We start from the raw sequence: 19,870 nt of genomic DNA, 5'->3' as shown, positions 1-19,870 counted from the left end.
ATGCGAGACGTAGCAGAACCGGCTGCACCGAGGGTTGCGATCGTCATTCCGGTGTTCCGCCACTCCGGCCTGGTTACCGAGGCGCTGGAATCAGCCCTCGCGCAGGAAGCCCCGTTTCCGATCCTTGTGGCACTGGTCAACGACGGGTGCCCCTACCCCGAAACGGAAGAAGTCGGGCTGGCCTATGCCCGAGCCTATCCGCATCGCGTGATTTATCTTCGCAAGCCGAATGGTGGACTCGCCAGCGCGCGCAACCACGGAATTCGTACAGTGCTGGACCGGTACCCCTCTGTCGATGCGATCTACTTTCTCGACGCCGACAACCGGCTGCGACCGCAGGCGATGGCACGGGCCATGGCCACGCTCGACGCGGATCCGGACGCAGACTGGATATATCCCAGCATCGATATGTTCGGCCTTCCCAGCGCTTGGGACTACAGCGGGCCCTATTCACTTCTTCAGCACTCGACCATCAACATCTGCGAGGCGGGCAGTCTTGTCAGGCGAAAGGTCTTCGAAGACGAGGTATTCTTCGATCAGAGCTTTCGGCTCGGCTGGGAGGATTGGGATTTCTTCCTGTCGGCGGCGCGCTCCGGGTTCCGGGGAAAGTATCTGGAGGACTTTGGCTTCCGTTACCGGAAGCGCCCCGAAAGCATGCTGATGGAGGCCGACCGCGAAGCGGCCCAGTTGCAGGGGGATATGGCGCAGAAGCACAAGCTGTTGTTTGCGCCGCGTGAACTGGTGCGACTGGAAGCCGAGGAGGCACCGCGATACGCGATCTACATGCCCGACCGGGCCGAACTGCTGCATTGTGTCGATCCGGATGACGGCTCTTTGCGCATTGTGGATATCGAAACTCATATCCGGCAGGTATGGCAATCTCAGGTTCTTCCCGGTGCAAACTCGGCACCGCCCTTCACAGTGGTCATGCACAGTGCGGTTCTGGCCTGCCTCAGATCGTCCGGTCTTTTGCACTGGGCCTTGTGGAAGCTGGAAGGCCAATTGGAATCCGCGCATGTTGCCGGGCTTCATATTTCCCAGGGCACACCGGGGCGCGTTGAAATAGCTGATATATCGGCTACCGAGGACAAGAGCCGAATTCGCCAAGCAGCTGTTGCTGCCATTTCCCCGAAATTGCTTGCCGAGGTGCTGCGCGATACGGTTTCCGACTGGATCGACACGGTCCTCAGTGCGCATCCCAAGCCCAGGATTGCCCAGAGCGAGCTGTTTCTTCCCGCCTCCGTCGCCGACACGGACCGCCTGCATCGCGACGCCACCAGCAGCCTTGTCCAGCTGATCCACTCTTTGCGCGCATCACCTTACCGCGCAGCGCTTGGGCAGGAGTGGCAGTGGCGCAGCAACGGCGCGACGATGCGCAATCTCGAATACAGGATCCCCCGAAAGCGGTTCTCAGGTCAGCCGGTATTTCCGCGTGTAACGCGAGATACATCGCGCAACATGGGCTTCCTGCTGCCGATGGCGGAATTCGCGGGCGTCGAACGGGTCGCTTACAATATCGCAAAAGCGATGCGGGCACGCGGCTGGTCTACTCATGCCATGCTGCTTGATACCGGGTCGATCAAGATCCTGCCCGACTGGCAGGACGCATTCGATAGCGTTGGGTTCCTGTCCGACCCCGACTTCCGTCTTGGCGGGGACGGGCCGCAGAATTTCCTGGGCAGCCCGATATCAAGCTGGGCCGTGTCGGGTAATCACGACAAAGTCCTCAGCATGCTTCACTGGCTCGACTGCGTGATCAATTTCCATGGTGGCGCGGTGGCCGGGACAATGGGGCAGCTTCGGCGACTGGGTGTTCGCACCGTCAACTCGTTGCATGTCCATGACCTGACCCGCTTTGGACGCCCCACCGGGAACACGCATGTGGGTCTTGCTTATGAGCACGCCTTTGATCTGTTTGCCCCTTGCTCCGAAGCGATGGCCAGCTGGTTGCGCGGCATGGGCGTTCCGCGTCAGAAGATCGTGACCGTTCCGAATGCACCAGGCTTTGACCTGCCAAATTCCGCGCTGGCATCTGATGCCCTTGCCCGGCGTCGTGACCGCCCTGCGGATCAACCGCTCAGGGCGCTTTTCATCGGTCGGCTGGACCGTCAGAAAGGCGTCGATCGGCTGGACGCACTGATCCGCGCCAGCAAGTCCCGTCGCTTGCCGGTGGACTGGCGTGTCATTGGAAGTTCGGTCATGGGGGACAACCGAAGCCTGACAAGCGGTAACCTTGTCATCTCACCAGAGGCCCCCCTGTCCGATCCCGCGGACCTTGCCGCCGCCTATGACTGGGCGGACGTCGTTGTAATGCTGTCCCGCTACGAGGGGTTGCCGCTAACGGTGCTGGAGGCCATGCGTTCTGGCGCGGTGGTCATCTCGACGGATGTCGGCGCCATCTCAGAGGTTGTGCGAGACGGCAAGTCCGGCATTCTGTTTCCCGACAGCGAAGATATTACCCCGGCGCTGGATGCGCTTGAGCTTCTGTCCGACGATCGCGACCGTTTGCGCGCCATGTCGGCTTCCGGTTTTGAAGACATGCTTTCTCGTACATGGCAGACGGCGACACAGGCGCTCTCTGACGCGTTGGAACAGCCAACGCAGCCCGAGCCAACAGATCCCTTGAAGGATGATTGAAATGACGACAGCTAGCATGAGCCACGAGCCCCGTTCGGATCTGATTTACGACCTCGGCATGCACTGGGCTCTTGATACCGATTTCTATCTTCGCAAGGGCTTTTCGGTTGTTGCGCTGGAAGCGAACCCTGAAATGTGCAAACGCGCGCAGGAGAGGTTTCCAACCGAAGTGGCCGATGGTCGCCTTGCGATCGTGAACCGCGCCTTCTGGGATACAGAGGATCACCAGATCGCTTTTCACGTCAATCCGGTCAAGGACGACTGGAGCAGCGTCAAAAAGGGATGGGCCGAAAAAGGCGGCCATGAATCAGAGGAAATACAGGTTGAGACCGTGACATTGGCGGGTCTCTTTGACCGCTATGGTGTGCCGCGCTACATCAAGTGCGACATGGAAGGCGTGGATGACCTGTTTACACAACAGTTGGCAACCGACGCACGGCGCCCGGATTTCGTTTCGGTAGAGGCCATGTCGGCAGATACCATCTGCTTTCTGCGCGCGGCGGGCTATGACCGGTTCCAGATTGTAAACCAGGCGCTGCACAACATGGTCCGCCCGGTGGAACCCGCGCGAGAAGGGCAGTTTGCGGATGCAAAGTTCAACGGCCATATGAGCGGGCTATTCGGGAAGGAACTGCCGCCCGAGAAGTGGATCGATGCGGAAGAATGCCTCGACCGGTTCCAGATGTTCCGGAAATTGCAGCTCAAGGATGGAATGCTTGCCCATGGCTGGATCGATTTCCACGCCACAACACAAGCCAGCCTGGAGACAACGGCGTGACAAGTTCGACTGATTCTACCCGCTTCGTCATTCTCAGCGAGGCCCGGTCGGGAACCTCTCTGTTGACCGAAACGCTAAACAGCCATCCCGAGATCACGTGCCATGGCGAAGTGTTCCATCCGGACCCGGCGTGGCATTTCCGGGGCACCATGGCGAAGTTGAGCAATGACACGTTGCTCAAGCTGCGCGCGGAAAAGGCGGCGTTTCTCGACCAAGTGTTTGATCAGCCCGATGCGAAGGCCGTCGGATTCAAGATGTGGCGCATTCAGGAGCCCGACGAATGCGCACGGCTGCTTGCCGATGGGTCAGTATCGAAGATCATCCTCGAACGCCGCAACAAGCTCTCTCAGTATTCTTCAACGCTGTTGGCCCACCAGACAGGCATCTGGAACCTCAGCGCTGAGTCAGGCGGAAAGAAGCTGGAATCCGCGCCGCTGGTTTTCGACGCCAGGGCTTTCCGTAATTTCATCGCATTCCAAACCGAGACATTTGACTATTATCGCAGTCAGGCAACCGGTCCGACGCTGAACATTTCCTTTTCAAGCCTGGTGCAAGACGGGTTCGATGGCGTTCAGGATTTCCTTGGGGTTCAAAGACAGCCGCTTGATCCGCAGAAACGCCGCCTGCATGGCACCGACATTCTGGCGCGCTTCCAGCAATCGGATCACGCGGCAATCCGGGCGGAACTGAGCAGTCTCGGACAACCCGGATGGGTCACCGAATAGCGACCTTGATCGGGCACCGTTCAGAACACAAACTCATCCACGAACTGCCCCTCGACGTCCCATGCCAGCGCGGCCTGGCCGATGGTCTGCCAGCTTGGCCCGCCATCCATGTCGTACATGCCGACCGTGCCGGTATTAACGTTCCGCCACAGGATATCGTCCGTGCCGTCGCCATTGTAGTCGCCCACGCCCACGATGTCCCAGTCGAAGCTGGCTTGCCCAAGGCCCTGCCAGACAGGGCTGCCCGAGCCCATGGCGTAGTAGCCCACAGCGCCCGAGCTCTCATGTCGCCACAGCAAATCGTCCGTCCCGTCGCCATCGAGATCCCCGGTCCCCACCAGCCGCCAGTCGTTGGAGACATTGGCGACGACGCTCCTCGTGGGCGTGCCCGCCGAGGACATCTCGAACTGGCCCACCTGGCCGGTCGTCGCGTTCCGCCAGATGATGTCGTCGATCCCGTCGCCGGTGATGTCGCCGGTGGCCACGATCTCCCACGGCGCAGAGGATCCGCCGATCGTCTGCCAGGTCGCGGACCCGCCCGACATGGCGAACATGCCGACGCCGCCATTGTTGCTGTTCTGCCAGAGAATATCGTCGGTGCCATCCCCGTTGAAATCGCCGACGCCCATGATCTGCCATTCCGCCCCGGCGGTGCCGAGCGCGTTCCAGACCGGGCTGCCGGTGCCCATGGCGGAAAAGCCGATGCCGCCGGAGGTATCGTTGCGCCAGAGGATATCGTCCGTGCCGTCCCCGTCGAAATCCCCGAGCCCGCCGATCTGCCAGGCGGTGCTCTCGCCCCCCAGAACGCTCCAGGTGGGTGTGCCACCCGCCATGTCGAACATGCCGTACTGGCCCGTCGTGCCGTTGCGCCAGAGAATGTCGGAGGTGCCGTCGCCCGTGAGGTCTGACAAAGAGTTGGTGACCCCCGAAGGTCCGCCGCCGCCTGTGCCGGACAGCGTGTATTCATAGGCGATGTATTCCCGCTGGACCCATTCCTCGTAGGCCTCCAGAAACGCCCCGTCGCTGCCCAACACATTGGGGTCGTAGGCAGAATACTGGGCGAAGAATTCCCGAACCAGTGCCTCTTCCTCGGCCGTCAGGTTTTCGTCCAACCCCCAGCTGGCATAGCCCACATAGCCTGTGACGGTCAGATCTCCTGCGTAGCTGCTAAGCGCCGCTGTGACGAATTCGGCGGAGTGCAGGTGGTCGGAATGCTCGATATCCGCATAGTCAGTCGTGTGATCCTGAAGGTGTATGTGATCAGGCTGATGCTGATCGAGAAGCACCGACAACAGCCCGACAAGGTCCGCTTGCGTGTAAGTCGCGCTTCCGTCCACGGCCGTGATCGTTGCGATGTCTCCGTCCCAAAGCTGTTCAAGGCTTTCGAAACTGTTGACCTCTGACCCTTCACCCCGGCTGAATCCATCGGGAAGGCGCAGGAAATAGAGCCGAATGTCGGGCTGGCTGGCAAGGTAGGAACTCGCGACCTCGAACTGGCTATTGCCGACAGCCAGGGTAACGGTTTCGTCCACCCAATCATTCGCCCCGGCCATCTGCCCATAGGCCGTACGTACACCTTCTTCCCTTGCGCCCCAATACCCTGCGTCCAGCCCGGCATCGCCCGCCGTCAGATAGACGACGCTGACCGGTTCGGGCCCGTCGATCAGCCGGTCTATGGTCGGGTTCATGAACAGCAGATCGTCATCCTGATGGGCGACGAAGATCATGTCTCCGACTCCCACGACCGGATCGACCGGGTCGGCGCCACCCGTGCCATCCTGTGGCGTGGACACCGTCAGATCCAGAACCACCCCATTCAGTCTACCATCCCCGGCAGAGCCCATGGCACCGATCGTTGCATGTTCTGCAAGAAAGCCGGTCGGGACGGTCCCCGCTGCGTCCACCAAGCGGACGGAGTCTCTCTCGATCCAGATCGTGCCATCTGCATCGGCCCCAACGGACCACATGGCCCATGCGCCTTCTGAAATCGCGTCCGGAGCCGTGACACTGTAGACCTGCCCGTCCTCCACGATCTCGAAACGGATATCGTTGCTGTCCGCGACCCGGAACAATCGTATTGCCGATCCGCTATCGGCATTGGCATAGGTGAACACCGTCTGATCTTCACCAGCCCGCAGATCATCGAACCGAACAACGGCATCGACCTGGAAGGCCCCATTGATGTCCTCGGGGATGTTGAGGCGACCGCCATCCACCACATCGCCCACGTTGGTGATATCGACCCCAAGGATTGCCCCGATCATGGGCGAATCGTCCGCCCAGTTGGATTGGCCCAACAGTTCATTCGGGCGCAGGCTGTCATCCGGCACAACCGCCTGAGTCTGCCCCAACCGCACACCGTCCCGGTCAAGCCACATCAGGCCGTCCTGATCTATTCCAACGGTCCAGGTGGCGGTTTCCCCCTCAAGGATCGCGCCCGGTGCGATCACTGAATAGGTGGTGCCGTCCTGATAGAGGACGAACATGATGTCGCCGGTATTCTCGACCTGTGTCAGCAGGATGTTATTGCCACCCGCCCCGGACCCGATATCAATCAGCCGTTGCCAATACCCGCCGGTCAGATCGTCAAAGCGGGCGACCACCTGCAACTCGAAGCTGCCTGAAATGTCTTCGACATCGCCGAGCGGAAAGATCGGTTCAAGCGGCGGCATGGCAATTCCTCTTTCGGGCCAGAAGGCAACCATCGTGGCGACCTGCGCCCCGGGCGACAGCCATGTCGCAGCAGAGTGCAGCCCCAAGAACAATTCCTCTTCCGCCCGGAACAATGCGGACGATGACAACAGAGGTACTCATGCGATGGTTAAGACGGCGTTTTCATTGCCTCGAAGAAGGTTAACCGCTTCTTTTGAAAAATGTCGGCCAGATCGTCGAAGCAATGCGTTTCAAGAAAAGAAACAATAGATTAGCCTCATTCCGCCCCGGTCAGTCCGTCGATCAATGCGCGCATTGGCCACCAGACGAAAAAAGCCCGGCTCTTGGCCGGGCCAGTCCAACAGGGAGGTAGGTGTTGTTCACCTTCTGTCAACTATCGGTTGATAATATCAATTAGTCAACATTTAGTGGTTATTTCACGCCAAAAGACGATATCCGCCGCTTTCTGTGACCAAAATGCGCGCATTCGAGGGGTCGGGCTCGATCTTCTGGCGCAGGCGGTAGATATGCGTTTCCAGCGTATGGGTGGTCACCCCGGCGTTGTAACCCCAGACCTCGTGCAACAGCACATCACGCGCCACCACACCATCCTGGGCGCGATAAAGGTATTTGAGGATATTCGTTTCCTTTTCGGTCAACCGGATTTTCTTCATATCCTCCGTTTCCAGCATCTTCATGGCGGGCTTGAACGTGTATGGCCCAAGCTGGAATACGGCATCTTCCGATTGTTCATGCTGGCGCAGTTGCGCGCGAATGCGGGCCAGAAGCACCGGAAACTTGAAGGGCTTCGTGACATAGTCATTCGCCCCCGCATCAAGGCCAAGGATGGTATCGGCGTCACTGTCATGGCCAGTCAGCATCAGAACCGGGCATTTCACGCCCTGCTTGCGCATCAGGCGGCACAGTTCGCGACCATCGGTGTCGGGCAGACCCACGTCCAGGATTACCAGATCATAGATCGCTTCCTTGGCCTTCTGCAGGCCTTCGGACCCGTTGCCGGCCTCGAACACGTCGAAATCTTCGGTCATGATCAGCTGTTCGGCCAGTGCCTCGCGCAGATCCTCGTCGTCATCCACCAGCAGGATTTTCTTGAGATTGGCCATTTTGGTGGCTCCCGTTGCTTGTTCTTCTCTGCACATGTCGTGCAATCACCCGTCTGACAAGTGCATCGAAAAACTTCTCACGCAGCCGTGTCAGACAGCGAGCAAATGTTTCAAAACGCTACAGGGCAGTCTACATGGGGAAGACACCCGTCATTCAGGACCATGCGATGCCGCTTCTGCCCACCCCGTCCGAGCTTGCCGCCCGCGCCCGCGCCGATCTGCGCGTCGGCTTGCCTGTCGTTCTGGGGAACGGCGATGGCATTGCCCTTCTGGCGGCAGAAACACTGACCGATGCCCGGCTTTCGGCGATCCGGGGCTTTGGCGAGCTGGACCTCGCGATCACCGACCGGCGCGCGGAAACGCTGAAGGCGCGGGCCTATGATGGCGACCTGGCGCGCGTTGTGGTCCCCGACGATGCCACCGCGTCCTGGGTGCGGGCAGTTGCAGATCCCGCCGACGATTTGCGTGTGCCGATGAAAGGCCCGCTATTGACCCGGCGCGAGGGGGTGGCAGGGCTTCATCGCCTCGCCATTGCCCTGATCAAATCCGCGCAGCTTCTGCCTGCGGCGATCATCGTGCCGATCGTCAATGCAAAGGCATTCGCCGCCGATCATCATCTGACCCGCCTGCATCCGGACGCCACACATCAGGATCTGTTGCGCCACCACGCCCTGAACCCGGTTGCGGCCGCCCGCTTGCCGATCGAGGCCGCTGACGCCGGTCGCCTGCATATCTTCCGCCCCGATAATGGCGGGACCGAACACTACGCAATCGAGATCGGCCGCCCCGACCGTGATGCCCCGGTTCTGGCCCGGCTGCATTCCGCCTGCTTCACCGGCGATGTGCTCGGTTCACTGAAATGCGACTGTGGCCCGCAACTGCGAACCGCTCTTGCAGAGATGGGAACAGCGGGGGCAGGCGTGCTGCTCTACCTCAATCAGGAAGGGCGCGGGATAGGGCTCGCCAACAAGATGCGCGCCTATTCCCTGCAGGATCAGGGATTCGATACGGTCGAGGCAAACCACCGGCTCGGCTTCGAAGATGATGAACGCGACTTTCGCCTCGGTGCCGATATCCTGCGCCGCATGGGCTTTTCCGCCGTGCGGCTGATGACCAACAACCCCCGCAAGGTGGCGATGATGGAAGATGAAGGAATCGAGGTGTCTGAACGGGTGCCGCTGATCACCCCGACGAACCGACACAACGCCCACTACCTTGACGTGAAGGCGAAGAAATCGGGCCACCTGCTGTGACCCCGCAGGATATGGTCCTCACCCCCATGGGGCTACGCTTTCAGGGCCGCGTGATTCCCTGCTCCATCGGCAAGGGCGGCATACGGTCGGACAAGCGCGAAGGCGACGGCGCCACCCCGCACGGCATCCACAGGATCGTGGGCTGCCTTTACCGCCCCGACCGAATCCCGCGCCCGGTAGGCTGGGCAAGGCCGATCGGGCCAGGCGATCTGTGGTCCGACGACCCGGGTTGCCCGGACTACAACCTGAAAGTCCGCGCCCCCTATTGCGGCAGCCACGAACGGCTGTCGCGCGCCGACCGCCTGTACGATCTCATCCTGTTGACGGACTGGAACTGGCCTGTCGCCAATCCGGGGCGCGGTTCCGCCATCTTCCTGCATCGCTGGCGCAAGCCCGGCCACCCCACCGAAGGCTGCGTCGCCATGGCACCGGGCGACCTCCTCTGGCTCACCCGCAAGCTGGCACAAGGCAGCCGCCTGATCGTGGACTAGACCCTTTCATCTTGGTAAAAAAACCTCCGTCGGAGGCATCTCGACCCCAAAGCCGCACCCCCCGGCGAAACCGCAGACCAGCCGGGGCCGACTGTCCATGGCAATGCGGCCCGAGGAGGGCTCCGGAGGAGCCTGACGAGGGTCGCCCCCCGGTCGACGCCGGAAGGCGGCGAAACCGCTCTCAGCCGGGCACCCGGTCCCCGAAAATCGCCGACCCCACCCGCACATAGGTCGCGCCAAGCGCAATCGCCGTCTCGAAATCCGCGCTCATGCCCATGGACAGTTCCGGCAATCCGTTCCGCTCTGCGATCTTTGCAAGCAGGGCGAAGTGCAGCGCCGGTTCCTCCTCCACCGGCGGAATGCACATCAGGCCCTTTACTGGAAGATTCAGCGCCCGCGCCTCCGCAATGAACGCATCCGCGTCGCCGGGCAGGACGCCCGCCTTCTGCGGTTCCGCGCCGGTGTTCACCTGGATCATCAGATCCGGGCAACGTCCCAGATCCTGCGCCAGCCGGGCCAGTGTTGTGGCCAGCTTGGGCCGGTCAAGCGTGTGGATCGCGTCGAACAGCTCCATCGCCTGGCGCGCCTTGTTGCTTTGCAGCGGGCCGATCAGATGCAGGTCGATGCCCTCGAATCGGTCCCGGAACGCGGGCCATTTCCCGGCGGCTTCCTGCACACGGTTTTCGCCAAACAACCGATGCCCCTCTTCCAGCACCGCCTCGACCCGATCCAGCGGTTGCACCTTGGACACCGCAATCAGGCGAACAGACCCGCGCGCGCGCCCTGCGGCGGCTTCTGCCCGTGTGATGGCCCGGGAGATTTCGGAAAGTGACATCTGTGACGATCCTTCTGCACAAAAGAAAAGAGCGGGCATAAAGCCCGCTCTTCCCTACCAAATAATCCGGTTGGATTAGAAGGACATTGCCAGGCCGAAGGACCAGGTGTCTGCGCCACCGTCGGTCGAGCCGTAGCCGAGGTGCAGGCCAGCGCCGCCACCCAGGTCGTAAGCTGCCGCGAGGCCGAAGCCCGATGCGCCGGAGTCGTACTCGCCGTAGTTGGCGTGCAGCGAGATGGCGTCCATCGAGTAGCCGATGCCGATGCCCAGGTGCGAGTTGTCTGCACCGGCAACACCGCCCACGTCGGACCAGTCGCTGTACTGGATGCCTGCGGAGAAGCCGCCTGCGAAGGATGCAACAACCGATGCACCGATGATGGACTGATCGTTTGCAGTGCCGAAGTCGGTCGACTGGTAGCCGAGGCCGAGGCTCAGATCCACACCACCTGCGGAGGTGGAGTAACGCAGACCCAGGGCCATGTTGCCGCTGTTGTCGCCCGCGTCAACAACGCCGCCATTGTTGACGCCGCCAATGCGAGTGTCCTGCTCCATCGAGATCGCGAATGCGAAATCACCGAAGGAGTAGTCGTAACGCAGCACCTGACCGTCGGCGGAACCGTCGCCGTAGGAGCCGAGGTAACCGCCGTGGCCGGTTTCGTCGTCACGCAGGGTGCCGGGGTTGCCGACATTGCCAGCTTCGGTCAGGGCCCAGTCCAGAGCGCCGTCGGTGTCACCCATGGTGACGGTGCCGAAGTTGCCGGAAATGAACACCGCAACGCCACCATCTTCGAAGTCATTAGCAACGGCATCTGCACCAGAACCGCCCTCGTCGATGTCAATGGCAGCCCCGAAGGTCAGGCCGTTGTCGGTGGTGCCGGTCAGGGTGAAGGTGACGTCGATGTCCTGGATGAACTGAGTTTCCATGGAGTCGCCGCCGGCAAGACCCATTTCAGCGTAACCGGAAACTGCGACTTCTGCAGATGCGACGCCCGCGGTGGCGACGAGTGCAGTCGTTGCGAAGAGAACCTTTTTCATGGTTTTTCCCTCGTTAGATAAAATCTCCCCAACCGGGGAATCCGCGTTGGGTATGCCTCTCTCTCAACTTTCGGCGGTCTGATTGCAAGAAAGCGCGTCGCGGATAAGGCATCTTGCCCCGGTGATGGTGCAGACATGTCACAGTAGCCCAACGGGTCACCTGCTTACGCGCCTTTTAAGACACTTGCCGCGCTATTGGCCCTGCGATACCAAGGGCCAAGCGGTTTTAAGGCTGTAAACCGGAATGGAACGGGACGGGAGCGTATCATGATCGGACGTTTGGGCAAAATCTTGGCGATATTGCTTGCGCTTTCGGCGCTGACGGCCTGCGGCGGTCGTTTCGGCGGGATGGATAATGAGATGAGCGCAGAAACCCGTGCACAACTCATTGAAGGCGGTGCGCTTCCAGATCCGTCGCGCAACACGATCTGGGATCTGTTTTCCAATAACGACGATCCCAATGTGACCGTCGAGGTGAACCGCTACCTGTGGAATGCCTCGCTTGAGATTCTCGACTTCATGCCGATCGAGGCCGCTGATCCGTTCTCGGGCGTCATCGTCTTCGGCTATGGCACCCCGCCCGGTGGTGGCCGCGCCTATCGTGCGACGGTCTATGTGACCGACCCTGCGCTTGATGCCCGCAGCCTGCGCGTGGCCCTGCAATCGCGTGGTGGCCCTGTCAGCCGGGAAACGCAGCGCGCCGTGGAAGATGCGATTCTGACCCGCGCGCGTCAGATCCGTATCCGCGAAGGTGACCTCTAGATTCTGCCCCGCAAGGCTTCTAAACACACGCCGGGCCCTCGTGCCCGGCGTTTTCGTATGACAGACGACAAGGACAGCACATGGCCCGCTACGACCCCAGTGTGATCGAACCGAAATGGCAATCCGCCTGGGAAAAGTCCGGCACGTTCCTCGCCAAGCGCGATGAGACGAAGCCGAAATACTACGTGCTGGAGATGTTTCCCTACCCGTCGGGCCGCATCCATATCGGCCATGTGCGCAACTACACGATGGGCGACGTCATCGCGCGCTATAAAAAGTCGACTGGCCACAATGTGTTGCACCCGATGGGATTCGACGCCTTCGGGATGCCTGCGGAAAACGCCGCCATGGCCTCGGGCGGGCATCCCAAGACATGGACCTATGCAAACATCGACACGATGGTCGAACAAATGAAGCCGCTTGGCTTCGGTATCGACTGGTCGCGCATGTTCGCCACTTGCGACCCGGAATATTACGGTCAGCAACAGGCGCTGTTCCTCGATTTCCTTGAAAAAGGTCTGGTTTACCGCAAGAACGCCATCGTGAACTGGGACCCGGTCGATATGACCGTTCTGGCCAATGAACAGGTCGAGGATGGGCGCGGCTGGCGGTCTGGCGCGCTGGTGGAACGGCGCGAGCTGACCCAGTGGTTCTTCAAGATTTCCGACATGTCAGGCGAGTTGCTGGACGCGCTGGATGGGCTGGATGACTGGCCCGCCAAGGTCAAACTGATGCAGGCCAACTGGATCGGCAAATCGCGCGGTCTGCAATTCTCGTGGGCGCTGACCGAACCTGCGCATGGGCACGAGTCGCTGGAGGTCTACACGACACGTCCCGACACGCTGATGGGCGCGTCCTTCCTCGGCATCTCCCCCGACCACCCGCTGACCAAGGCGCTGGAGGCCGAGAACCCCGATCTCGCCGCCAAGGTGGCCGAGATGCGCAAGGGCGGCACTACGGAAGAAGCCATTGAAAAGGCGGAAAAACTGGGGGCCGATACTGGCCTTCGCGTGCGTCATCCGCTGAACCCGGACTGGGAAATTCCCGTCTGGGTCGCCAACTTCATCCTGATGGATTACGGCACCGGCGCGATCTTCGCCTGCCCCGCGCATGACCAGCGCGATCTGGATTTCTGCCGCAAGTACGACCTGCCAGTAATCGACACGTTTGTGGCTCTGGATGATCCCGCGCCGGTCGAGAAAGAGGCCTTCGTGCCACCGAAGACCGAGAAAGTGAAGTGGATCGACCATTTCGCCGGGCTGGATGAGGCCACGGGGCAGGAGGCGATCGACGCCACCATCGACTATATGGAAGCCAAAGGCCTTGGCAATGGCGTGACCAAGTTCCGCCTGCGCGACTGGGGCCTCAGCCGTCAGCGGTATTGGGGCTGCCCGATTCCCGTGGTGCATTGCGATGCCTGCGGCGTGGTGCCCGAGAAAAAGGAAAACCTGCCGATTGAGCTGCCCGAGGATGTCAGTTTCGACATTCCCGGCAACCCGCTTGACCGTCACCCGACCTGGCGCGACTGCGCCTGCCCGTCCTGCGGGGCGCCCGCGAAACGCGAAACCGACACGATGGATACCTTTGTCGATTCGTCCTGGTATTTCGCCCGCTTCACCGCGCCGCGCGCCACGACCCCCACGGATATGGCCGAGGCGGACTACTGGATGAATGTCGACCAGTATATCGGCGGCATCGAGCACGCGATCCTGCACCTGCTCTATTCCCGCTTCTTCGCTCGCGCGATGCATATCTGTGGTCATCTGCCGGAGAAGTCGAAGGAACCCTTCGATGCGCTGTTCACGCAGGGGATGGTGACGCACGCGATCTTCCAGACCCGCGACGCTAATGGCCGCCCCGTGTATCACTACCCGGAAGCGGTAGAGATGCGCGATGGCAAGGGGTTCCTGAAAGACGGCACGGAGGTGGAAATCATCCCCTCCGCCAAGATGTCGAAGTCCAAGAACAACGTCGTCGACCCGATGAACATCATCGCCTCTTACGGCGCCGACACAGCGCGTTGGTTCGTGCTGTCCGATTCCCCGCCGGAACGTGACGTGGAATGGACCGCCGCCGGGGCCGAGGCTGCCCACAAACATCTGGGCCGGGTCTGGAGCCTGTGTGACCGCATCGCCGCGATGGACGCCGATGCAAAGGGTGAAGGCGACGAAGACCTGCTGCGCGAGATGCACAAGGCCATCCGTGACGTGACGCTTGGCATTGAAAGCTTTGGCTTCAACGCGGCGATTGCCCGGCTCTATGCCTTCACCAACACGCTGGCCAAATCCAAGGCAGGCGCGTCGGCACAGAAGCAGGCGATCATGACGCTGGCGCAGCTGATGTCACCCATGACCCCGCACCTGGCCGAGGATATCTGGGCCCATCAGGGCGGCGAGGGTCTGCTGGCCGATGCGTCTTGGCCGGTGGCGGATGAGGCGATGCTGGTGGAAAATACCGTGACGCTGCCCATCCAGATCAACGGCAAACGTCGGTCGGAAATCACCGTCGCCAAGGATATGGCGAAGGAAGAGGTTGAAAAGATCGCGCTGGCAGACGACGCTGTGGTCAAGGCGCTGGCCGGTGGTCAGCCCAAGAAACTGATCGTCGTTCCGGGCCGTATCGTCAATGTCGTCATCTGACCGCCGCCATTTTCTGACCCTTCTGGCCGTGGCCCCGCTTGCGGGCTGCGGCTTTGCTCCGGTCTATGCGCCGGGAGGGGCGGGTCAGGCCCTGCGCGGGCAGGTGCTGGTTGCCGCCCCGGACACGCGGCTCGGGTTTCAGCTGGTCGCGCGACTGGAGGAACGGCTTGGCCTGCCTCAGGCCGAGACCTACCGGCTCGACTATATCATCGAGACCTCGGAAACCGATCTGGCCATCACCGGCACCAATGACATCACCCGTATCAATATCGCGGGCACTGTCCGGTTTACGCTGACCGAAACCGCGACGGATGCGCAGTTGCTGGCCGATTCCGTTTCAACCTTCACGGCCTATTCCACCACCTCGACCTCGGTCGCGACCACCGCTGCCCGCCGCGACGCGCAGGATCGGCTGATGATCGCGCTGGCCGATCAAGTCATGTCGCGGCTACTGGCCTCCTCGCTTCGCTGGTCATGAAGCTTTCGGCCCGCGACGCCAGCGCCTATTTTGCCAATCCCGACCAATCCGCCGCGGGCCTGCTGATCTTCGGGGCCGATGCGATGCGCGTGGCCATCAAGCGGCAGGATGTGATTGCCAAACTGCTTGGCCCCGGCGCGGAGGAGGAGATGCGCCTGAGCCGGATCTCCGCCAGTGAGTTGCGCAGCGAAAAGGCCCTGTTGCTGGATTCGGTGAAGGCCGTCGGCTTCTTTCCCGGTCCGCGCGTGGCCTTCGTTGAAGATGCCGCCGACGGGCTTGCCCCGGTAATTGCGGAAGCGCTGAAGGACTGGCAACCGGGCGACGCCCAGATCATCGTGACCGCGCCGCGCGCCCTGCCCGCCAAATCCGCCCTGCGCAAGCTGTTTGAAGGCCACAAGCAAGCCTATTGCGTGGGCATCTATGACGACCCGCCAAGCCGCGCCGAGATCGAGGAGACGCTGGCCAAATCCGGCGTGACCCAGCTTGACCGCGATGCTTCTGCGCAGCTCACCGCACTGGCCACCCAACTGGATCCCGGCGATTTCCGCCAGACAGTTGAAAAACTGGCGCTCTACAAGATTGGTGACCCCACCCCGGTCAGCGTGGCCGATGTGTCTGCCTGTGCGCCCGCCACGATCGAGGCCGGGATGGACGATATCATCCACGCAGCAGCGGAAGGCCAGATCGCCCAGATCGGCGCACTGATGCAGAAACTGACGGGACAGGGCGTCGCCCCCGTGACCCTGACCATCATGGCCTTGCGCCATTTCCGAACGCTCCACGCCGCCGCCATTCATCCCGGCGGGGCGTCCGCCGGTGTCGGGGCATTGCGCCCCCCCGTCTTCGGTCCTCGCCGCGACAAGATGGTCCGGCAGGCCGGAATGTGGGGATCGGACCGGCTGGAACAGGCCCTTCAGGCCCTGATTGAGCTGGACCTGACCTTGCGGTCCAGCCAGCACGCCCCGCAGGATGCGCTGCTGGAACGGGTGCTGATCCGGCTGGCCACGGTAGCGTCACGGATGCGATAGGACAATCGGTCAGCGACAGATCGGCAGCTCAAGGGGCGGTTGTTCCGGCAGAGACTCCCGCCATTGGTCAATGATTGGCCGCAGGGTTTCCCGCGTCCAGAATACAGGTGTCTCGATCTCCTCCAGGCAGGCCGCGTTCCAGTAGAGTCCCTCCTCCGAAAGGCTCCGCTGCCCTGTCACGGCCTCCGCCACCGCATTGATATCTCCGGATTCAGGGTAGATGTAGAGCGTCGTCGGCTCCCCCTCGACCATCGCAATGATATCCTCCGCCACCTCTTCCGACCATGTCGTGCAACCATTGCTCCGCCCGCCATCATAGTTGATCAGTCGGCCGAAGGGGACATAGCCGTCCTCGTCCGCGAAAGGGCTTTCCGGGTCGCTGTAACGGCATTGCCACCGCAGGAACATCGCGACATGCCCACCGATTTCCCGCTCCCGCGCATTGTCGGTTTCGCCCATGCCATCGAACAGCAGAAAGGTCCGCTCGAACGGCACCCTGTCATCGGACTCGCTGAAATAGCCCTTGAAGGAGGTCCGGGTCTCCGCCGTCACATAGGCCCCGCCCATGGTCAGATTGGATCCTTCCGCATTGCTGAAATGCCGTGCACATTCCCGTCCATTCCGAAAGTTCGCCTGCGGCAGATCCCGCCCGCTTCCATAACCGGACGACACCGCGCGGAACGACTCTTCAGCCTCGCAGATGATGTAGAACCGTTGCCCCGGTGTGCCACTGGAAGATGTGCTGGGGCGCGTTGCGTCCATCGCGAGGTAACAGGGGTTGGATATACCCGCCTCGCGCACCTGCTCCCGGTACAGATCTCGCGCCCTTTGCAGCACCACCAAGGCGATCTGTCCTTCCCCTTGCCCCACATGCTGCTGCAGCCAGTCCGGAATATCCGTCGTTTGCGCCTGCAATGGGTTCACCGCGGCCAAAGCAACCCAGACTGCGAGCAATAGGTGCCTTGATCGGCGGTGCATCGGATGTCTCCTGTTTGATCGGCCTCGACATCAGGCTAACACAAACAGGCAGGCAACGGCATGCCTCTGGACGCCCCCGCCGTCACGCGCCAGACTGCGCCGATGCAACAGGAGGCACAGCATGTACAAAGTGATCGGCAAGACCCAGACCCGCACCCTGCGCGTTCTCTGGATGCTGGAGGAACTTGGGCTCGCCTATGACCATGTGCAGGCCCCGCCGCGCGATCCCTCCGTCGTCGCCGTGAACCCGGCGGGCAAAGTGCCGGTCCTCATCGCCGATGGCGTCCCGATCACCGATTCGCTGGCGATCATGACCTACCTGGCTGACCGCCACGCGGCCCTGACCTTCGCGCCCGGAACCATCGACCGCGCCCATCAGGATGCGCTCACCCATTTCATCAACGAAGAGTTCGACCAGATCCTCTGGATGGCCGCCCGTCACAGCTTTGTCCTGCCCGAAGAACATCGTCTGCCTGCGATCAAGGACAGCCTGAGATGGGAGTTCGAGCAGAGCCAACACCGCCTGCTGCCACGCATGTCCGAAACCGGCCCTTTCCTGATGGGTGAAACCATGACGATTGCCGACATCCTGCTGGCCCATTGCCTCAGATGGGCTGTTGGCGCGAAATTCCCCATCGTCGATGACCGCATCCACGCCTTCGGGGCCATGATGTTCGACCGCCCCGCCTACAAGAAAGCCGCTGCCGCCTGACCCGCGCGCGCCCCTGCTTCTCGGCCCAAATACTCCGGCCGGAGGCGTTCCTGCAGCGCCGCCAGTGGATCGTGGAATGTCCGGAACGGTCGGCACCGCCTTCCGTGGCAACGCGGTTCGAGGAGGGCCCCGTAGGGGCTTGACGAGGACCGCCCCCGCCGCGACCCGGCACCGTCCGGGGCGCAATCAGCCGCGCCACGCCCCCGCGTGCCGCCCGGCCCATAGCCCTGTGGCAAGGCAGCCCGTCAGCAGATACCCCCCGGTCGGGGCCTCCCAGTCCAGCATCTCGCCGGCCACGAATGTGCCGGGCCGCGCCCGCAGCATCAGCCCGTCCGAGACCGCCGCCCGCATCACGCCGCCGCCCGTGGAAATCGCCTCATCCAGCGGCCTCGGCCCGGCCAGCGGCAGAGTCAGCGCTTTCAGATTTGCCGCAAGCGCCGCACCCTCCGGCAGAGGTCGCGCGACCTCATTCACCAGGGCCATGCGCACGCCCTCCAATCCCAATAGCTTGCGCAGATGGTTGGACAGGCTCGCCTTCCCGCGCGGGCGGGCAAGGCGCGCGGCCAGATCCTCAAGTGTCTGATCCGGGAACAGATCCAGCACCAGCCCCGCCCCTTCGCGCAACTCGCGATAGAGCGCATAGATGCCACCGCCCTCGACCCCGCGTTCGGACACCACGAATTCCGCCCTCACATCCCGGGTTCCGGCGGTCAGCAAACAGCCTTTCACCGGGGCCCCGAACCAACGCGCCATATGCGGTGACCAGGTCACCCGAAACCCCATATTTGCCGGAACGATCGGGGCCACCTCAACGCCGATATCCTGCAACCACGGCATCCAGGCCGCATCCGACCCGAGCCGCGCCCAGGATCCACCGCCAAGCGCCAGAACACTTACCTCTGCCTGCACCAGCCGCTGCCCTTGCGGCGTGTCGAAGCGCAGCGCGGGCCCCTCGAACCCGGTCCAGCGCCAGCGCAGCCGCATCTCTGCCCCGATCCGCCCAAGCCAGGCCCGTAGCAGGGGCGACGCCTTCATCACCTTTGGAAACACCCGACCGGATGATCCCGTGAACACCGGTTGCCCAAGCCCCTCGGCCCAGGTCTTCACGTCTGTTGGGCCGAACGCCTGCAACATCGGCTTCAGCCAGTCTTCAGCCTCACCATAGGCCGCGAGGAACCGCGCGAATGGCTCGTCCTTTGTCAGGTTCAATCCCGATTTGCCTGCCATCAGCAGCTTGCGCCCGGCCGAAGGTTTTGCTTCGACAATCACCACGGAACGCCCGGCACGCTTCATGGCCTCGGCGGCCATCAGACCGGCTGGTCCCGCCCCAATCACAACCGCGTCCAGTTTTTCGGTTTGCATCCGCGCTTGCCTCGTCCCGGGTTTGCCCCATCCTATGGCTCAGGACAGCGCAGGACCACACGCGAAATGGACGAAACGCCAATCTGCCCCCTCTGCGGACGACCGATCCCTCCCCACGCGAAGCAAAGCCTTCATCACCTGATCCCGCGCCTGCGCGGCGGCAAGGGCGGACCGACCGTTTTGCTGCACCAGATTTGTCACAACGAGATTCACGCGACTCTGTCGGAAACAGAGCTCGCACGCGATTTCAACACGATCGAAGCGCTTCAGGCGCAACCGAGGTTGAGCAAGTTCATCGCCTGGGTGCGAAAGCGCCCTGCCGATTTCCACTCGAAGACCCCCGGCGCGCGGCGGGGCTGGCAATCTCGCTGATCCACCGGT

Annotated in this window: 17 protein-coding genes; 11 read left to right on the top strand and 6 right to left on the bottom strand. The window is 62.0% G+C overall.

Going from position 1 to position 19,870, the window contains the following annotated elements; translation table 11 throughout:
• The 3 genes from ACOOEX_RS20085 to ACOOEX_RS20075 are packed head-to-tail and all read left to right on the top strand — an operon-like array spanning position 1 to position 4,140.
• Positions 1-2,637 (top strand): glycosyltransferase, encoded by a 2,637-nt coding sequence (locus ACOOEX_RS20085; RefSeq protein WP_420396483.1) that lies wholly within the window; start codon positions 1-3, stop codon positions 2,635-2,637.
• Complete coding sequence (locus tag ACOOEX_RS20080) at positions 2,630-3,415, top strand: FkbM family methyltransferase (RefSeq protein ID WP_420396482.1); 786 nt, start codon at positions 2,630-2,632, stop codon at positions 3,413-3,415. The genes ACOOEX_RS20085 and ACOOEX_RS20080 overlap by 8 nt, the downstream gene beginning before the upstream one ends.
• Positions 3,412-4,140: a sulfotransferase gene (locus ACOOEX_RS20075; protein WP_420396481.1), complete on the top strand. Its 729-nt coding sequence runs from the start codon at positions 3,412-3,414 to the stop codon at positions 4,138-4,140. The genes ACOOEX_RS20080 and ACOOEX_RS20075 overlap by 4 nt, the downstream gene beginning before the upstream one ends.
• Positions 4,141-4,160: 20 nt before the next feature.
• Here ACOOEX_RS20075 and ACOOEX_RS20070 read toward each other — a convergent pair whose 3' ends face one another.
• Together ACOOEX_RS20070 and ACOOEX_RS20065 are read right to left on the bottom strand one after the other, a co-directional pair.
• The gene (locus ACOOEX_RS20070; RefSeq protein WP_420396480.1) at positions 4,161-6,899 is read right to left on the bottom strand and encodes an FG-GAP-like repeat-containing protein; all 2,739 of its coding nucleotides are present in this window, start codon (positions 6,897-6,899) and stop codon (positions 4,161-4,163) included.
• A 330-nt stretch (positions 6,900-7,229) separates the two neighbouring features.
• Positions 7,230-7,916: a response regulator transcription factor gene (locus tag ACOOEX_RS20065; protein ID WP_071691756.1), complete on the bottom strand. Its 687-nt coding sequence runs from the start codon at positions 7,914-7,916 to the stop codon at positions 7,230-7,232.
• Between the two features lie 167 nt (positions 7,917-8,083).
• Here ACOOEX_RS20065 and ribA point away from each other — a divergent pair, with 167 nt between their 5' ends.
• Complete coding sequence (gene ribA / locus ACOOEX_RS20060; RefSeq protein WP_420398398.1) at positions 8,084-9,169, top strand: GTP cyclohydrolase II; 1,086 nt, start codon at positions 8,084-8,086, stop codon at positions 9,167-9,169.
• Positions 9,166-9,660, top strand: a complete 495-nt coding sequence (locus tag ACOOEX_RS20055) for a L,D-transpeptidase family protein (protein WP_420396479.1) — start codon at positions 9,166-9,168, stop codon at positions 9,658-9,660. The genes ribA and ACOOEX_RS20055 overlap by 4 nt, the downstream gene beginning before the upstream one ends.
• Positions 9,661-9,841: 181 nt before the next feature.
• Here ACOOEX_RS20055 and ACOOEX_RS20050 read toward each other — a convergent pair whose 3' ends face one another.
• Together ACOOEX_RS20050 and ACOOEX_RS20045 are read right to left on the bottom strand one after the other, a co-directional pair.
• A complete protein-coding gene (locus tag ACOOEX_RS20050) occupies positions 9,842-10,495 on the bottom strand; it encodes a YggS family pyridoxal phosphate-dependent enzyme (RefSeq protein ID WP_420396478.1) in 654 nt (217 codons plus the stop codon).
• 75 nt (positions 10,496-10,570) lie between these two features.
• Positions 10,571-11,530, bottom strand: coding sequence for a porin (locus ACOOEX_RS20045; RefSeq protein WP_420396477.1), 960 nt, complete (start codon positions 11,528-11,530; stop codon positions 10,571-10,573).
• 267 nt (positions 11,531-11,797) lie between these two features.
• On the opposite strand from ACOOEX_RS20045, the gene ACOOEX_RS20040 reads away from it, so the two are divergent.
• The 4 genes from ACOOEX_RS20040 (at position 11,798) to holA (ending at position 16,437) form a co-directional block, all read left to right on the top strand.
• The gene (locus ACOOEX_RS20040) at positions 11,798-12,292 is read left to right on the top strand and encodes a DUF3576 domain-containing protein (RefSeq protein WP_071691760.1); all 495 of its coding nucleotides are present in this window, start codon (positions 11,798-11,800) and stop codon (positions 12,290-12,292) included.
• Positions 12,293-12,372: 80 nt separating this feature from the next.
• Positions 12,373-14,931 carry a leucine--tRNA ligase gene (leuS, locus tag ACOOEX_RS20035; RefSeq protein WP_420396476.1) on the top strand — a complete coding sequence of 853 codons (2,559 nt, stop codon included), beginning with the start codon at positions 12,373-12,375 and terminating at the stop codon, positions 14,929-14,931.
• A complete protein-coding gene (gene lptE / locus ACOOEX_RS20030) occupies positions 14,918-15,409 on the top strand; it encodes an LPS assembly lipoprotein LptE (RefSeq protein WP_071691762.1) in 492 nt (163 codons plus the stop codon). Before leuS ends, lptE begins: the two co-directional genes overlap by 14 nt.
• Entirely contained in the window at positions 15,406-16,437 is a 1,032-nt protein-coding gene (holA, locus tag ACOOEX_RS20025) for a DNA polymerase III subunit delta (protein ID WP_420396475.1), read from the top strand. The genes lptE and holA overlap by 4 nt, the downstream gene beginning before the upstream one ends.
• 9 nt (positions 16,438-16,446) lie before the next feature.
• Here the strand turns inward: holA and ACOOEX_RS20020 are convergent, their stop codons facing one another.
• On the bottom strand, positions 16,447-17,361 hold the full coding sequence (locus ACOOEX_RS20020) for a hypothetical protein (RefSeq protein WP_420398397.1): 915 nt from the start codon (positions 17,359-17,361) through the stop codon (positions 16,447-16,449).
• Between the two features lie 175 nt (positions 17,362-17,536).
• Between ACOOEX_RS20020 and ACOOEX_RS20015 the strand changes: the two genes are divergently transcribed.
• Positions 17,537-18,127, top strand: a complete 591-nt coding sequence (locus ACOOEX_RS20015) for a glutathione S-transferase family protein (protein WP_420396474.1) — start codon at positions 17,537-17,539, stop codon at positions 18,125-18,127.
• A 186-nt stretch (positions 18,128-18,313) separates the two neighbouring features.
• On the opposite strand, the gene ACOOEX_RS20010 is transcribed toward ACOOEX_RS20015, so the two are convergent.
• Positions 18,314-19,474, bottom strand: coding sequence for a TIGR03862 family flavoprotein (locus tag ACOOEX_RS20010; RefSeq protein WP_420398396.1), 1,161 nt, complete (start codon positions 19,472-19,474; stop codon positions 18,314-18,316).
• Between the two features lie 81 nt (positions 19,475-19,555).
• Here ACOOEX_RS20010 and ACOOEX_RS20005 point away from each other — a divergent pair, with 81 nt between their 5' ends.
• Positions 19,556-19,861 carry an HNH endonuclease gene (locus ACOOEX_RS20005; RefSeq protein ID WP_071691768.1) on the top strand — a complete coding sequence of 102 codons (306 nt, stop codon included), beginning with the start codon at positions 19,556-19,558 and terminating at the stop codon, positions 19,859-19,861.
• The last annotated feature ends 9 nt before the right edge of the window (positions 19,862-19,870 follow it).

Origin of the sequence: Nioella sp., from assembly GCF_965215655.1 — a bacterium.
In the GTDB taxonomy this organism is placed as follows: Bacteria; Pseudomonadota; Alphaproteobacteria; order Rhodobacterales; family Rhodobacteraceae; genus Nioella.
The sequence above is the reverse complement of the archived record's forward strand: the minus strand, read 5'-3'. Positions and strand labels throughout refer to the sequence as shown.

Coding starts and splice junctions, on each gene's coding strand:
- ACOOEX_RS20040 (WP_071691760.1), top strand. CDS start 11,798: ATGATCGGACGTTTGGGCAAAATCTTGGCGATATTGCTTGCGCTTTCG.
- leuS (WP_420396476.1), top strand. CDS start 12,373: ATGGCCCGCTACGACCCCAGTGTGATCGAACCGAAATGGCAATCCGCC.
- ribA (WP_420398398.1), top strand. CDS start 8,084: ATGCCGCTTCTGCCCACCCCGTCCGAGCTTGCCGCCCGCGCCCGCGCC.
- holA (WP_420396475.1), top strand. CDS start 15,406: ATGAAGCTTTCGGCCCGCGACGCCAGCGCCTATTTTGCCAATCCCGAC.
- ACOOEX_RS20050 (WP_420396478.1), bottom strand. CDS start 10,495: ATGTCACTTTCCGAAATCTCCCGGGCCATCACACGGGCAGAAGCCGCC.
- ACOOEX_RS20085 (WP_420396483.1), top strand. CDS start 1: ATGCGAGACGTAGCAGAACCGGCTGCACCGAGGGTTGCGATCGTCATT.
- ACOOEX_RS20080 (WP_420396482.1), top strand. CDS start 2,630: ATGATTGAAATGACGACAGCTAGCATGAGCCACGAGCCCCGTTCGGAT.
- lptE (WP_071691762.1), top strand. CDS start 14,918: ATGTCGTCATCTGACCGCCGCCATTTTCTGACCCTTCTGGCCGTGGCC.
- ACOOEX_RS20005 (WP_071691768.1), top strand. CDS start 19,556: ATGGACGAAACGCCAATCTGCCCCCTCTGCGGACGACCGATCCCTCCC.
- ACOOEX_RS20065 (WP_071691756.1), bottom strand. CDS start 7,916: ATGGCCAATCTCAAGAAAATCCTGCTGGTGGATGACGACGAGGATCTG.
- ACOOEX_RS20045 (WP_420396477.1), bottom strand. CDS start 11,530: ATGAAAAAGGTTCTCTTCGCAACGACTGCACTCGTCGCCACCGCGGGC.
- ACOOEX_RS20015 (WP_420396474.1), top strand. CDS start 17,537: ATGTACAAAGTGATCGGCAAGACCCAGACCCGCACCCTGCGCGTTCTC.